The organism is Flavobacterium sp. 1 (assembly GCF_002797935.1).
Classification (GTDB): domain Bacteria; phylum Bacteroidota; class Bacteroidia; order Flavobacteriales; family Flavobacteriaceae; genus Flavobacterium.
Window position 1 is genome coordinate 1,886,245 of the sequence record NZ_PGER01000001.1, and the last position, 15,341, is coordinate 1,901,585.

The following is a 15,341-nucleotide window of genomic DNA, read 5'->3' on the forward strand; positions in this document are numbered from 1 at the left end:
GGTTTTTTATTGGTAACATTTATTCATTACCCAATCTTTCCATTTGCTGTGCCAGATCTTTTTGAGGGATTACAATTTCTACCAGAGTAGGCAGATTTGTTTTTTTCTTAAGTTTAAGAAGCACTTCGTTTAACTCAGTAACTGTTTCTGCCCGGTAACTATTTGCTCCAAATGCTTTGGCAAGTGCCTGATAATCCCATTTTGGAAGGATATCAAATGCATCAAACTTATGAGATGGTCCTGCTTTAAACGAATCTATATCTACATAAACCTGCTCTATGGCATATACCCCATTACTCATCACAAAAATTACGGAGTTGATATTGTATTTTACAAGAGTCGAAAGTGACTGTGCGATCATCATAAAACCACCATCGCCGGCTACAGTCCAGGCCTGTTTGCCACTCCCAAGCTGAGCACCGGAAGCTGCACCGGTTTCAAAACCAATACACTGCCAGGCAGCCGAAGAAATATAGGCATTCTGAGATAATCCGTACATATTGGTAGCCACGTACATCGACGAACTTACACCAAAAGTCATTACAATATCTTTCAGCATTTTCTGCTTTTCCAGAAAAAACACCGTATGTTCAAAAAAGCGGTTAAACGTTATTACTTCGGGTGTTAAATCATATTTAGGATCTGAATTGGATCTCCATGGCTCAGGGAATTTTGGCTGAACCGGCGCCACCGTTTTTAAAGGATATCCTGAAACTTTTTTAAAACGTTCTGTTAATGCTTCAATAAAGTCTTTTAGAGTTACATTTTGATAAGTAAAATAACCAACCCGCATTTCCTGCGTAGTCGCCTGAATCATATCCGAAAATTTATTTTCTACCAACCATAAATAATCATCGGTAATGATCGTTCCTAAAGATAAAATACAATCAGAAGCTTCAACCAACCTGATAACTTCGGGTATTGAGGCCTGATCAGAATAGGTTCCTATAAATTTATCTCCTTTCTCCTCCAGTACCGTTTTCCCCAGTGAAGTTGTAGTGTACAACATCCCACTCGCTTTAATAAGCTCTTCTAATTGTTTTGATAAATTGTGTCGCAAGATCTCTACCCCTGCTAATATTAAAGGAGATTTTGCCTGACTAATTTGAGTCCAGGCCTGAGAAACAGCATTCTCAAGTGCCGCTGTTTCACTCTTTATTATTTGAGGTTCCAGTTTTTTATTAGAAGGTTTAGGGCAAGGTTCGCCCCAAACCTCTTTATAACATGCTATGTATACAGGGCGCTGGTGTGTAAGCGCTGCAATAATCAATTTATCGATTTTTTCAGGAGCACCTGCAGAAGTACTCAAGGTCTCGGCAGCAACAGTTACTCTTTCGTAAACTTCCTGATCTGCGTTGAGATTACCCGTCGAGTGATGATAAAGTACATTGTACATACTCCCAATTTGCCGTGCATCTGCTCCGGGAACAGCGCTGATTACCACAACAGGGCTGCGCTCTACATATGCTCCCGCAATAGCATTCAATGCACTAAAAGTACTCACCCCATATTGTAAAGACACAGCCGCTAAACCTCGGGTACGTGCATAAGCATCCGCGGCATAAGAAGCGTCCAATTCGTTAGAAGTTCCAATGGTTTCAATTCCATCAAAGTCTTCTAAAGCCTGTGTAAAATGTTTTACATAATCGCCCGGAATTTGAAAAATTTCGGTAACATTTAATTGCTTGAGTCGGGTGAGCAGATAATCTGCAACTGTAAATCCTTTTGTAGGTTTCATTTTTTTACTATTCTAAATTAAGCGTTGTATTTGTTTTCGGCTATAGATTCCTTCGTTCTTACTCTTTTGAAGACATCTTAATTCCAGTATTTTAAATTTTTATACGCACTAGTAAACTGCCAATGTTATCGGCTAATCCAGCTCCGTATTCAGCATTTAAATCATCGTTGATACATAATTTCAATGCTCCGCTTTGTCCTGCAGGAGTTGTAACCGGTCCATCTCCAATTAAGAATGGTGCATTAGTACCAACTTGTCCTATAAGTGCCCCCATATTTACATTTTGAACCGGATAGCCAGGTTGTGTTACAATAATATTAGGACATCCATTTGCTCCGTACAGATTACCGCCATTTGTAGCAGGATCTGCAGTCCATTGACCTGACTTGTAGCTTACAGTTATCGGATTCCCTGGTTGTACAGTAACTCCTGTATCCTGCCATGGCTGATTTGCATTAACGGGAACAAACGTTTCTACTAGCTGTAAGGTATTGGCATCAATATGTGAAAATTGGGTTTGTACACCATTAATTATAAATTCTAAAATGATATTTTGAATGTATTGTAACTGAACTGTTCCGTTACTCAAAGTTTCAACATACCAGGTGGTGTTCATTGAAATCACTTTTCCAAAAGAATTTTCAAAATTGATATTACTTACGGCACCTCCATGATTAGTAGTGCTAACATTTATACTTGAATAACTGGAAACAGTAACGCCATTAGCATTCAATGAATTCAATTGCTGAGTCAAATAGGTTGACGGATCGATAATAGAAGGATCTGTAAATGGCAGCTGAGTTCTGTCGGCGGTTGGAAAAACCGGATTTCCTGTTCCGGAAACAACTGGTCCTCCCGTCATCAAAACTGAAACACCATGAGGTACCGAAATTTGTTTGTTATATTGAGTTGCTGGATTTTGTACAGGAATTGGATTTGTGACTGGCACATTACCTGGTCCATAAGGTCCTTCTACTTGATTTTGTATTACATGATAAAGCCAAGTGCCGTTTTCAGCATGAATCAGGGTGTTTTGAATTGGCTGCGCTCCGCTTGGATCGGCATTGTCTGCGATATACACTCTTTGTTCATAAAATAAAACCGAGCTTGCCTGTGTATATTTGCCTTCTCTATTTGGCGCTCCACCAGCTATAGCCGAAAATGAAATTTCTTCAAAATAGGGAAAATTTTTAGTGATGTAACCATTTGGAGCATCTGCCTGAGGCAAAGGCATAACATTGTAGCCTGAAGCATCAGCTCCAGTAGGACTGTTCCAGGTACCAATAAAACTATTTAAAAGTCCAAGATTATCAGTTCCAATAACTGGCGGCTGATTAGTTGTTGTTACAAGCGGAGTTGTAATGTTTGGAATTACTGCTACTGTTGCAGCTGCTTGTTGAGCCTGATAAGGGCATGTTTGCTGTTTTAAACCGATTGAATTTTCCATTTTTTTTTATATTATTTGGTCCCTACTCATAAAACTTTTCAGGTTAGTTACGTCTCGTTTATTAAAAAAATTCTGGGTTGTACTTTACTTATGATTCTTATTACTATACTATAAAACCTAAAAATTTACAACTGCTATAAAAAACAATTAGGTTGATACTTTTTAAAGTATTAATTAAAAAACATATTTTGTAATCCCAGTTTTTCTATTATAAAATTACTATGATACCATAGCTCAAATTAAAAAAAGGTATGAGTGCCAAATTTTTATCCATGAAAGGTCGGAATAACAGCATAATAATATCATTTCTATGCTTTTTGGAGTATCAAATCTTATTTAAACATACTTAATCCAAATAATAAGACAACAGGCTGACCACAGAAAATATTAAAATGAGTATTATCAAAGAGTTAGTAAACTTTATATGTGATATTTGAGATCGTAAGTTCCTGTTTAAAAGATTTTTGTAGTGTGATGCATTATATCATCGATTCTTTTCCTCTAGCAGTTTGCAACAATATGTGAATTACAAATTGCAAAATTGTTACAGATAAGAAATGCAGAGGTTACACCACTTATTTGTTCTGGACAATTATCCTGTTAAGATATCTTATAGATTAGAATCTTTATTGTGATACTTTAACTCTAATAATTTATTCTCTTAAGAACTGAGATTAACCATAAAAAGAAGATTTTTGAAAATGCATAAATTAAAAGAAGCTGAAGTGAAATAGACATAGCAAACCCTTAATAAAATATGAAAAACCTCCAAAATCAATAACTTTGGAGGTTTGTAATTTTAACGCCAATAGGAACTTAATTTGGTGTCATTATAAAATGTGGGTTAGTCATTTAATTTTCATTTTCGATACTTGGAGGCATCAATTTATACATCACAGGAGTTACAATTCTTGAAAGAATCGTAGAGCTTATAAGTCCTCCAATTAATACAATTGCCAGTGGAGCAATCAAAGGATTTGAGTTCAATGCAAGAGGAATAAGCCCACAGATTGCCGTGATGGAAGTTAGTACCACCGGTAAAAAGCGGGTTTCTCCGGCAATAGCAATGGCTTCATCAATTGAATGTCCTTCTTGTCGTAATTGATTGGTAAAATCTACCAAAAGCAGTGAGTTTTTAACCTGAATACCGGAAAGACCGATAAAACCAATAATCGCTACCAATGACATAGGACTTCCGGTAATAAGCAGTAATACGACACCTCCTAAAACTCCTAACGGGATGATAGAAAGTACAATTATTATTCCTTTGAATGTTTTGAACTGCAATAGCAATACTCCAATAAAAAGGAATGTACTTAAAATAATTACCGCAAGGAAATTACCTCCCAATGCATCACCTTCAGATTCTTTTTCTCCTGATAATTTATAATAATATCCCTTTGGCATTTTTAGTTTATCCAATTTAGGTATAATATGCACCAGCAGATCATTAGCATAATAACCCTTTCCTGATAATGCAGTAACTTTTGAAAAACGCGATTTATTGAAATGATTAATTGTTGTTGGCGAAGTTTCAAAAGAGATTGTTGCAATTTGGTTCAGCGCTACAGGTGTTCCCTGAATATTATTTACATACAAATTTTTAAGCGCATCAAGATTCGAAAATTTATCTCTCGGCAGTGTGAGCGTAACATTTCTTGCATCACCACGGTCATCTATGTAATCTCCCACGGTTAATCCTGCTACTGCAAGACGAATTACCTTATCAACCTCGCTTGTTAAAACGCCAAGTGTTCTTGCTTTTTCTTTATTGATTTTTACCTTGACATCAGTTTTATATGTATTCAATTCGTTATTGATGTATACGGTACCTTCCTGATTTCGTAAAATATTCTCTACCTGAGATGAAAGCTGACGCAAAACCTTTTGGTCTTCGCCAAATAAACGAACCACGATATTGGCTTCAAGAGGCGTTCCCTGCTCAAAGTCTTTTACCTCTACTTTAGCATAGGGCATCGTCTTAAATTTATCTCTCAATTTTTCAATCAAAGCTGTTTTTTCAGTAGGTTTCGCTTCATCTTCCAATTGAACAAAAATCTGTGCAAAATCAGGCTTTCTGTCTTGTGGATGCACATTATAATAAATTTGTGGGTTCCCTTTACCGACATTGGCTGTATAAAACGCAATTTCTTTATGGTTTTTTAACTCTGCTTCCACAATTTTTGTCACCCTGTCACTCTCTGATATATTTGCCTGCAGTGGCATTTTTATATTGATTAAAAACATTGGCTTTTCAGAAGTTGGGAATAATTTAAATCCGGTTGCCTTAAACAATCCAAAAGCGGTAATGCTTAAAAATATTGATATAGCAATAGTTGTTCTTGGAAATTTTAAAGCTTTAGGCATTATATTCCTGTAACTTCTGGTAAGGAATTTTTGCAGATACTGCAGAAAAATGTTTCCTTCACCGTGCTCGTGTGTTTTTAGAAATCTGCTTCCCAAAAACGGAACTAATGTCAAAGCTACAATCATAGAAGCCAATACACTTGTAATAACTGCCATTGGAAGGCTTCTGATAAATTCACCCGAAACATCAGGAAGAAAAACCAATGGTAAAAAAGCAATGACAAGTGTTGCTGTACATCCCACAACTGCAATTCCTATTTGTTTTGTACCTTTTAAAACCGCATCCATTTTAGAATGACCTTCACGAAGCCAACGTTCGATGTTTTCTACAACTACAATACTGTCGTCCACCAATAATCCTAAAGCTACCACTAATCCAACAATACTTAACTGGTTTAAGGAATACCCTAAAGCATTCATTGCGATCAGTCCCAAAGCCAATGATAATGGTATCGAGATCATAACAATTAGAGATGCTCTTGACCCTAACGGCAACAATGTGATAATTACCAAAATGATCGCAAGTGCAAAATCAAAACCCAAATGCCCTAAACGCTGTGATACCATATTGGCCTGATCAAAGCTTTTAACCAGCTTGATGTTTTGTGGTAAGTCTTTCGAAAATTCTTCTACGATTGGTGAAAATTCTTTCTGAACATCGGTAATATTTACATTGTCCTTCATTCCGGCAGTAACCAAAACACATCGGTGTCCGTTGATACGGGTAATATGATCTACTGTTTGAGATTTGTAGCCTACTTCGGCAACATCTTTCATATAGATTATTTTTCCGTTTGCATTATAAATGACTGTATTGGCAACATCTTCTGCGTTCTTAAATTTACCGCTGGTTTTAACATTAAAGACTTTACTGTCAAGATCGATGCTTCCTCCCGGAATATCGGCGGCTTCACTTTGTAAACTTCCCATCACGAGATTTAACGGAATTTTTAATTGTGCCAGTTTATCCAATTGCAAATCAATACGAATTTCCTGTTCAGGAATTCCAAAGTATTTGACATTCTTAAGATTGGTTATTTTTTCTAATTTTGTTTTCAGTTTATCAGCCTCATCACGCAATTTTTTGTCGGAAGCATTTTCTGAAACTAAAGCCACCTGAAGAATTTTCACATCAGATGATGCAATTTTCTCCGTTTTGATCTGATAAATATCTTTTGGAAGTTCACTGCTTTTTAGCGCATTCATTTCAGTAGAAATCTCCTGATATTTATTATCGACGTCTACGCCATATTTAAATTTTACCTGAAAAGCGGCTACACCATCTTCTACTGTAGTTAATATTTTATCAATGTTTTCAAGTCCGTAAATTTTATTTTCGATAGGTTTTACGACTTGTTCCTCCATATCTTTTGGACTCGTCCCCGGATAAATAACCGTGATAAGATATTGGGGCGGATGAGTGGAAGGGTCTTCTGATCTCGGCATCGAAAATAAGGTAAGATAACCCACAACGGCCACCAGAAGAAATATGATCAGCGTAAACTGATAATTTTTAACGGCAAAGTTTGTAATCTTCATAATGCTAATTATTTAATGATCTTGATTGTTGATTGTTCGTTTAGATAAGCACTGTTGGATATCACTATCTGATCAGTTTTCTGAAGTCCGTCTTTTATGAATACCTTGTTATTTTCAAACTTATTAATCGTAACTGGCTGACGTTTTACTTTGTTATTTTCTACTATAAATACAAAGGCTTTGTTACCATCGGCTTCAATAAGCGAATTATAAGGGATGATGATAAAATCTTCTGCATTTTCTGCTTTAATTTCTGCTTTCCCGAACATACCAACTGCCGGTTTACTGTTTTTCATATTCAGTTTCAATTCCACCTGAAAAGAGCCTAATGCTGTATCTGCAGATTGTGACTTTCGAAAAACAAAAGCATCAAAGTGCTCTTCGGGATAACCATCAAGAGTAACAACTGCTTTCTGACCAATTTTTGTTGATGCCCATTCCTTATCTGTCAAACCGATTTTTAATAAATAGTTGTTATTTTGATTTGTTTCATTTATTGCCAAAATCGGAGATCCGGCACTAACAACTTCCCCTTCATTAGCGATCTTACTGGCTACAAAACCATCGGCAGAAGCATATATTTTAGCGTAACGCGCATTAAAAGCAACAGCATCTTTCTGCTTTCTGGCAATGTCCAGACCTGTTTTTGTATTTTGAAGCTGTTCTAAGGTGTACACACTGTCTTTGTACAAATTATTGGCACGGTTGTAATCACGTTCGTATTTTTTTACATTCAAATCCGTTTGATTTAAACCGGCATTAATTTCAGTTGCATCCAATGCTGCCAAAAGTTGGCCTTTTTTAAAAAACTGACCTTCCTCTACATATATTCGACTCACTACACCGCCTATTTTAAAACCATAATTGGCTTGGTTTTCTGTTGTTACCAATCCTGATGCACTTATATTATTTGCGAGTGCCAAAGATTGAACTGTTGCTGTTTTGATTGGAATAATATCAGCAGTTTCGAATGGAGTATGTTCTTTTTTTTCTTCTTTACACGCATAAAAAAGAGGAAAGGCAAGAAGAAATATTGCTATTGATTTTTTCATAATTATTATTTTTTGGATTATTTAAAAGTAAAAGTTGCATTGGCTCTTTCTAATTCTGCAAAAGCGATCCAGGAATTATAAAGGGCAATATTGGTGTTGAGCTGGGCGTTTACCCATTGATTTTGTGCATCCAGAAGTTCAATGTATATAGCCTGACCTTCCTTGTACAATTTGGTTATATCCTCATTATATTTTTTGGCGGATTCTTTTTGATTTTTATCAGCATAGAATTGTTCCAAAGCTGATTTTAAATTATTCTGGGAAACCTGAAACTGAAGTAATAACTGCTGTTTTACATTATCAATCTGCGAACTAATTTTTTTACTGTCTTCTTCAGTTTGTTTGAGTTTGAATTTATTTTTGTTGCCAGAAAAAATATTCCATTCTAAACCTACTCCTGCAAAATAGTAGCGTGACTGTTTATTTACTTCAAAATCAAAATCCTGAATTCCAAAATCAGCAAAACCGTTTACCTTTGGAAACCAATACGACTGCGTAAGTTTGCTTACATTATCGTTTATTTCTTTTGCCTGAGTAAGCTTTTGTAATTCTTCCCTGTTTTGAGTATTCTCTGAAACAGCGTCAATTGGTGGAGTTTCATTTTCATCGACTTCAATTACAGTATCCAGCTTTTCATTAAGCAAAAAGTTAAAATAAGATTGGGCATTATTACTGTTTTGCTTTGCCGTTTCAAGATTTGCCTGTATACGGATTACCTCATTATCACTTCGTAAAACAGCCGTACGGTTAATCTTTTCATTTTTAAATAAGGATTTGTTTACTCGTTGATTTTCCTTAACCAATGCTAAAGCATCCTGATAAATTTTAATTCCTTCAACCGATTGGAGGTATTTGTAGTAAGCTATTTTTATTTCCTTGACTAATTCCCTTTGATATATTTCCAGCTCAATTTTTTGTAATGAAGTCTGCTGATTTTTAATTCTCTTGTTGTAGATAATTTCAAAATTCAGCAAAGGCATTGTGGTATGAATTTTAGCATCATAGAAATTATCCGGATTAATTAGAACAGACTGATTCTCCAGAGTCGGAAAAGCATTCGAATTTGTAATTTGATTCAAAGTATTGTATACCGGATTCAGCATATCACCTATGGGAATATCAATTGTTCTTCCTCCTTCGGCCTTGGTATAACTTCCATTTAAGGAAACCGTAGGATAGAACAAGGATCTCGCTTCTTTTAAGGCATACATACTTTTGTTAATATCAAAGTTATGTTGCTTTATTACTTCGTTATTTTTTAGCCCGACTTCAATATAGCCGTCAAGCTTACTCTGTGAATATCCCAGATATCCAAATAAAATTAGTGTCAGAGTCAGTGTTTTTCTCATCATATTATACATTGTTTTTTAATTGAACGTTGTTCATTTTTTAAATCAAAAAATTTTTAGAGTTTTCTTATTATTTTTAAATATTCGTTGTATCCATCAAGCAGGATTGTATCGGGATTAGAAAATTTTACACCTTTTGTTCTCTGGCGTATTTCAAGACAGCACATTCCGTGTACCAAACTCCAAATCATAAACGAAAGTGGTTCTATATTATGCCCCTTAAAATGTCCTTTATTGATACATTCCTCAATTGTTTTTTTTACATAATTAAATGTATTTGCACCTTCGTCCCAATTTTCATTTTCAGATTTTTCCAAAAATTCCATTGGTGCTTTTAGGTTAAACATTAAATCATACATCTCCGGATTTTCTAAGGCAAATTTTATGTACATAAATCCCATTTTACGGATTCTTTCCATTGGATCTTCTAAAGTGAACAATTCCTTAAAATAACCACTCAATTCTTCAAAACCTATAGAATGCAGGTCATGTAAAATGGCATTTTTATCTTTAAAATAGACATATACGGTACCTACGCTATAGTCAATTTCATCAGCTATATTTCGAATAGTGGTCTGCTCAATACCTTTTTCAAGAAATAGCTTTTTAGCGCCTTTTAAAATTAGTGCTTTCAAAGCTTCTTTTTCACGTGCTTTTCTTTCTCCTGTACTCATATCTAAAATTTATTTTGCAAACATACAAATTTAAATTGAACAATGTTCATTTTTTATATGCCATATATATTTTAGATACAATTATAAATTCTAAGCTTGGAGTTTCTTAGCAATAGTATTTGGATTCAACAACTTATAAGCTATCTTTGGTAAAAAACGGTTCAATAAATAAATGGCTTTTGTATCACCAACACGAATCGTGTAATTGTCATTTTTTAATCCTTTAACCAAAGCATTTATTAGCACATCCGGCGTAATAGATTTACCATCCATTCCTTCTGCCATTTTGGTTGCCACAAGAGGAGGCAGTAATTCAAATACTTTTACTTTGCTGCCTATAATTTGCAAATGATCTCTTAGCGCTACAGTATAAAAACGCACAGCAGCCTTAGAAGCAGAATAAGTGGGCACCAAATTAGCCGGCATATAACTTAAGATAGAACTTGTGTTAATAATGGCTGTTTCTTTTCTAGATTTCAGCATATCCATAAATAGATTATTCAAAAGAATAACACCCAAATAGTTAGTATTCATTTCGGCTGTTGCTTTTTCGAAATGTTTTGTATTGCTAATCCCTAAATTATCCAAACCATTCATAACTCCAGCATTATTATACAATATGTCAATACCTCCCAGCTGCTTTATCTGGTTGTATAAAGCAACAGCAGAATCTTGATCGGAAGCATCACTTTTAATAGCAACAATAGACGGATACATTTTTTTTGCTGCATCCAATTTTGCTTGATCTCTTCCTGTTATAATTACCTTGCATCCCTCCTCTACAAATCGTTTTGCTGCCTCTAATCCTATACCCGCAGAACCGCCGGTAATCAAAATTGTTTTTCCTTTTAGTTCCATAATTTTTTTATTTATACTTTTTTATTTATACTTTTATACTTATAATTGCTTGTGAAATGCAAGTATAAGTGCAAATATATAAATATTTGCTTTTAAAATGCAAGTAATTTAAATTATATTTTATGAAAAACCAAAAAAAGAGATCAGACTGTCCTGTAAGTTATTCACTTGAAGCCTTTGGTGACAAGTGGTCACTGCTGATTGTGAGGGATTTAATGATAAAAAAAGAATGTACTTATGGAGACTTTGCTAAGGCCGATGAGAAAATAGCGACCAATATTTTAGCCGCAAGACTTCTTTCGTTAGAAAAAAATGGCATTATTCAAAAATTAGAACATCCTGACAGCAAAGCAAAAGTCTTATACCGCTTAACTCAAAAGGGAATTGATTTAGTTCCGATACTAGTTGAAATTAACTTATGGGCAGAAAAATATACTGAAATTCCAGATTGCAGAAAAGAAATAGTATCACAAATGCATACTAACAAGGAAGAGTTTATTAAAAATGCCATTAAAGATCTTAAAAAATAATTTTCACACTTCGTTATAACCTGAGTTCGATTAATACAGCATAAAACTTGCTTACAAATAAATTATATCAGTTAATGTTCCTGCAAGGTCTTTTTCGAGACCTTGTAGGTATCTTATCATTAGTATTCATACCTGCAAGGTTGAAAAAACCTTGCAGGATATCCAATAAATAACAAATTATTGAATAATCGAACTCAGGTTTATAGGGTTATCAATTTCTAAATCTATAAAATTTAATTGCACATTAAGGTCTGATAGTAGTAGGCTTATTTTGGAATTCACTATTATTAATTATGAATTTTTAGAGAATTTAATGTTGTATTATTAAAAAAATCAGAAGAATAATTTGAAATAAGTAAGGCGAACATTTTATTTGTTTCGTTATACTTATCAAAAGTTATTTTACAAACAGATATTCAATTTCATCATTTTCAAGATCTGCTGTTTTAATAAAACTCACACGTTCAAGAAGCTTTATTGCTCCGTCGTTTTGTTTGGATGTAATCGCTATTATTTTTGTAAGTTCCATATTTGTATGTCCAAATTCGGCAACAAATTTCATTGCACTAGTCAATTGTTCTGAAAGTTAAATTCACTCTTGGTTTTGTGATCAGCTTTGCAGGCGGTAGTCTATGAAGCCAGTTTGTTTGAGTCGTATCTTTCATAACCAATAAACTTCCGTGTTCAAGAATTAATGAAACAGTTTCTTTAGTTCTTTTATGTTTGAAAGCAAATTTCCGTTCTGCTCCAAAGCTCAATGAAGCAATTGCCCCGTTCTTTTTTAAGTCTTTTTCTGCATCACTATGCCAAGCCATTCCTTCATTTCCATTATGATACAAATTGAGCAAACAGGAATTAAATTTTTCTCCAGTTTGATTTTCGATGATGTTTTTCAATTCCAACAATTCTTTTGTCCAACTTAATGCCTGCTTCGTAGTTTTGGAATAGGTATAATTAAAATTAGTGTCTCCATACCAACCAACTTTTCGTTTAGTAATAATGCGTTTACCGAAAATAATGGCTTCATCATTTTTCCACTCAATAGTATTAAGAAAACATTCTAAATAATTATTAGCTTCTTTATGCGCAAATAGTTTTCCAAAATAATTTACCATTCCATCACTCGGTAATATATTTTCTGTATAGTCCATTTCGTTGCTAAATAGATTCATTCTTCCATTCTTTATAGTTAGTTTTCATACAATGTCCACAAGGTCGAAAACCATTTTTAACAGCTTCTTCTTTAGAAATAAAAAAAATACGATTCTCTTTTTTCATCCGCTTGCCAGATTTACATTGTAGTGTTCCATAAATTTTTAATTTGCTATTACCGCCAAAGCAGATTTCTTTTTGCTTGATTTGATATCGTAAATCACTATCGTTTATTGCAAGATGCTTAATCATTTTTTAAGTCAAAGCATCGTGAAAAATAATTCCCAAAGTGTGACGTTCGCCACTATGAATTTCACTCACACCGTGTTTCATATTTACACGGTAATAACCTTTACTGCCTTTAACTGGCCGAAAGTTAGTTGTAAAAATAAGCATATCTCCTTTCTTGGGTTTTAACACAATGGCTTTTGATTGTGCTCTTGGTGTTTGTTGTGTTAATACAAATTCACCACCTGTAAATTCTTGATCTGGCTCGTTAAGAAATAAAACGGTTTGAATAGGGAAATATACATCTCCATACAAATCTTGGTGCAAAGTATTGTGTCCGCCTTTACCATATTTCAAAATCAAAACGGTTGCCTTTAGCTGATTATTTACATTACACTGCTGCAAAAGTTCTTGATGTGTCTCTGGAAAAATTGTATCAATATTTAGCACTTTCATCCAAGTGTTTGCAATGGGTGCAAGTTTTAGATATATGCTTTCTCTCATGATTTGAATAAGATTTGGCAAGGGGTAATTGAAATATTTATATTCGCCCAAGCCAAAACGGTAGCGTTCCATCACTACCGTCTTTCTGTAAGCATTTAGATTTGCATAATTGTCAATAATCTCATTGCATTGATTATTTGACAATAAATCAGGAACAATTGCAAATCCTTTATCATTCATATCTTCTGTTATTGCCTGCCAGTCAATATTCAATAGTTTGGTTTTAATATTTTCCATTATTTAATTTTAGGAAATCCACCATCGACAAATATTTCTGTTCCGTGCATAAAAGAGGCATCTTCTGATGCAAGGAAAGTAATTACTTTTGCTACTTCAAAGGGTTTTCCAAAACGAGCAAGCGGAACTTGTGGCAGTACTGCCCCTGAGATTCCTTGTATTTGTTCAGCTGTTAAATTGGAACGGTCAAAATAATTAGTTGCAATTGGTCCTGGACTAACAGCATTAATTCTAATTTTTTTTGAAGCTAATTCTGATGCAAATGTTTTTACAAATGATTGAACTGCTGCTTTTGCTGCTGAATAAACAGAGGAATTTTGCATTCCAATTTCTGTTACAATGGAAGTATTTAAAATAATAACACCGCCTTCTTTCATTAACGGCAAAATTTGTTGAACAGTAAATAATGTTCCTTTTACAATTACATTAAACTGCTCATCAAAATGGTTTTCGTCTATTTCTTCAATTGAAGCATACTTTCCAAAGCCAGCATTAACATACAAAACATCAATTTGTGATGCAATTAATTTTACTTTCTCGCCTAATTGCAAAAGGTCTGCCATTTTCCCAGCATCAGAAACTATGCCTGTGGCTTTTTCTCCAAGCTCATTTATAGTTTCATCAATAGTGTTTTGAAATCGGCCTGTAATAATTACTGATGCTCCATTTTCTATAAAATCAATTGCTGTGGCTTTACCTATTCCGCTTGTTCCACCTGTAATTAGTGCTACTTTGTTTTTTAATTTTGTCATCCTTTTTTAATTTATGATGCAAAATTGCAACTGTATCTTATTTTAAAAAATCCGTTTCTTGCTCAATATTTATTTTTGTGGCTTCCCAACCAATAATTGCAGTTTTACGAGTTGTACCCCACATATAACCACCCAATTTTCCTGTTGATTGAATTACGCGATGGCAGGGAATAAGAAAAGCGATAGGATTGTCTCCAATTGCGGTACCTACTGCTCTTGAAGCATTTGGTTTATCAATTTGCTTCGCAATACTTCCATAAGAAGAAAGTTGTCCCATGGGGATTTTAAGTAAAGCTTCCCAAACTTTTAATTGAAAATCAGTACCTTTTAAATGCAGTTTTATTTGATTGAGCTTTTCCCAATCATAGTTAAAAATAGATAAGGCAGTTTGTTGAATATGGTCCAAATGCTGTTTGAAATTTGCATTAGGAAAATGATTTTGTAACACTGAAAATGCTTGGAATTCGTCTTCTACAAACGCTACATGGCAAATACCTTTTAATGTGGAAGCCACTAAAATATTACCAAATGGACTATTTGCAAAGCTATAATTTATCGAAAGATTTTTACCTCCGTTTTTGTATTCGGCTGGTGTCATACCTTCAATGTTAATAAACAGGTCATGTAGTCTGCTTGTTCCTGAAAGTCCTGTTTCGTAAGCTGTTTTAAATAAGGTAGATTTGTTCTCTTTTAGTATTTTTTTTGCGTATTCGATACTTGTATATTGTAAAAATTTTTTTGGACTTGTTCCTGCCCATTCAGTAAAAATACGTTGAAAATGAAATGGGCTTAAATGTATCTTTTCTGCTACTTTGTCTAAATTTGGCTGCTCTTTAAAATTAGTTTTAATGTAATTGATTGCTTCTGCAATGCGATGATAATTGATATCTTCCTGTATATTCATTTTGTCAAAT

At 34.2% G+C, this 15,341-nt stretch carries 14 protein-coding genes; 1 reads left to right on the top strand and 13 read right to left on the bottom strand.

Annotated features, from left to right (window positions below; translation table 11 throughout):
• Nucleotides 1-19 precede the first annotated feature (19 nt).
• From CLU83_RS07635 to CLU83_RS07665, 7 genes are all read right to left on the bottom strand, one after another.
• Nucleotides 20-1,738, bottom strand: a complete 1,719-nt coding sequence (locus tag CLU83_RS07635; protein ID WP_100431055.1) for an alpha-keto acid decarboxylase family protein — start codon at nt 1,736-1,738, stop codon at nt 20-22.
• Between the two features lie 91 nt (nt 1,739-1,829).
• Nucleotides 1,830-3,185, bottom strand: a complete 1,356-nt coding sequence (locus CLU83_RS07640) for a heme-binding protein (protein ID WP_100431056.1) — start codon at nt 3,183-3,185, stop codon at nt 1,830-1,832.
• An 852-nt stretch (nt 3,186-4,037) separates the two neighbouring features.
• Nucleotides 4,038-7,091 carry an efflux RND transporter permease subunit gene (locus tag CLU83_RS07645; RefSeq protein ID WP_100431057.1) on the bottom strand — a complete coding sequence of 1,018 codons (3,054 nt, stop codon included), beginning with the start codon at nt 7,089-7,091 and terminating at the stop codon, nt 4,038-4,040.
• Nucleotides 7,092-7,099: 8 nt separating this feature from the next.
• Entirely contained in the window at nt 7,100-8,143 is a 1,044-nt protein-coding gene (locus CLU83_RS07650) for an efflux RND transporter periplasmic adaptor subunit (RefSeq protein ID WP_100431058.1), read from the bottom strand.
• Between the two features lie 17 nt (nt 8,144-8,160).
• Nucleotides 8,161-9,495, bottom strand: coding sequence for a TolC family protein (locus CLU83_RS07655; RefSeq protein ID WP_232727012.1), 1,335 nt, complete (start codon nt 9,493-9,495; stop codon nt 8,161-8,163).
• Between the two features lie 53 nt (nt 9,496-9,548).
• Entirely contained in the window at nt 9,549-10,166 is a 618-nt protein-coding gene (locus CLU83_RS07660; protein ID WP_100431059.1) for a TetR/AcrR family transcriptional regulator, read from the bottom strand.
• A 90-nt stretch (nt 10,167-10,256) separates the two neighbouring features.
• Nucleotides 10,257-11,024 carry an SDR family oxidoreductase gene (locus tag CLU83_RS07665; protein ID WP_100431060.1) on the bottom strand — a complete coding sequence of 256 codons (768 nt, stop codon included), beginning with the start codon at nt 11,022-11,024 and terminating at the stop codon, nt 10,257-10,259.
• Between the two features lie 122 nt (nt 11,025-11,146).
• Between CLU83_RS07665 and CLU83_RS07670 the strand changes: the two genes are divergently transcribed.
• Nucleotides 11,147-11,554 carry a helix-turn-helix domain-containing protein gene (locus CLU83_RS07670; RefSeq protein WP_100431061.1) on the top strand — a complete coding sequence of 136 codons (408 nt, stop codon included), beginning with the start codon at nt 11,147-11,149 and terminating at the stop codon, nt 11,552-11,554.
• Between the two features lie 397 nt (nt 11,555-11,951).
• On the opposite strand, the gene CLU83_RS22040 is transcribed toward CLU83_RS07670, so the two are convergent.
• Genes CLU83_RS22040 through CLU83_RS07695 form a run of 6 tightly spaced genes read right to left on the bottom strand, consistent with a single transcriptional unit; the run spans nt 11,952 to nt 15,331 of the window.
• Nucleotides 11,952-12,116, bottom strand: a complete 165-nt coding sequence (locus CLU83_RS22040) for a hypothetical protein (RefSeq protein WP_157802031.1) — start codon at nt 12,114-12,116, stop codon at nt 11,952-11,954.
• A gap of 4 nt (nt 12,117-12,120) precedes the next feature.
• Complete coding sequence (locus tag CLU83_RS07675; RefSeq protein ID WP_100431062.1) at nt 12,121-12,726, bottom strand: alpha-ketoglutarate-dependent dioxygenase AlkB; 606 nt, start codon at nt 12,724-12,726, stop codon at nt 12,121-12,123.
• On the bottom strand, nt 12,713-12,958 hold the full coding sequence (locus tag CLU83_RS07680) for an Ada metal-binding domain-containing protein (protein WP_100431063.1): 246 nt from the start codon (nt 12,956-12,958) through the stop codon (nt 12,713-12,715). Before CLU83_RS07680 ends, CLU83_RS07675 begins: the two co-directional genes overlap by 14 nt.
• A 3-nt stretch (nt 12,959-12,961) precedes the next feature.
• Nucleotides 12,962-13,675: a 2OG-Fe(II) oxygenase gene (locus CLU83_RS07685; RefSeq protein WP_100431064.1), complete on the bottom strand. Its 714-nt coding sequence runs from the start codon at nt 13,673-13,675 to the stop codon at nt 12,962-12,964.
• Nucleotides 13,675-14,427 carry an SDR family oxidoreductase gene (locus CLU83_RS07690; protein ID WP_100431065.1) on the bottom strand — a complete coding sequence of 251 codons (753 nt, stop codon included), beginning with the start codon at nt 14,425-14,427 and terminating at the stop codon, nt 13,675-13,677. Before CLU83_RS07690 ends, CLU83_RS07685 begins: the two co-directional genes overlap by 1 nt.
• 37 nt (nt 14,428-14,464) lie before the next feature.
• Nucleotides 14,465-15,331, bottom strand: a complete 867-nt coding sequence (locus CLU83_RS07695; RefSeq protein WP_100431066.1) for a methylated-DNA--[protein]-cysteine S-methyltransferase — start codon at nt 15,329-15,331, stop codon at nt 14,465-14,467.
• Nucleotides 15,332-15,341 lie beyond the last annotated feature (10 nt).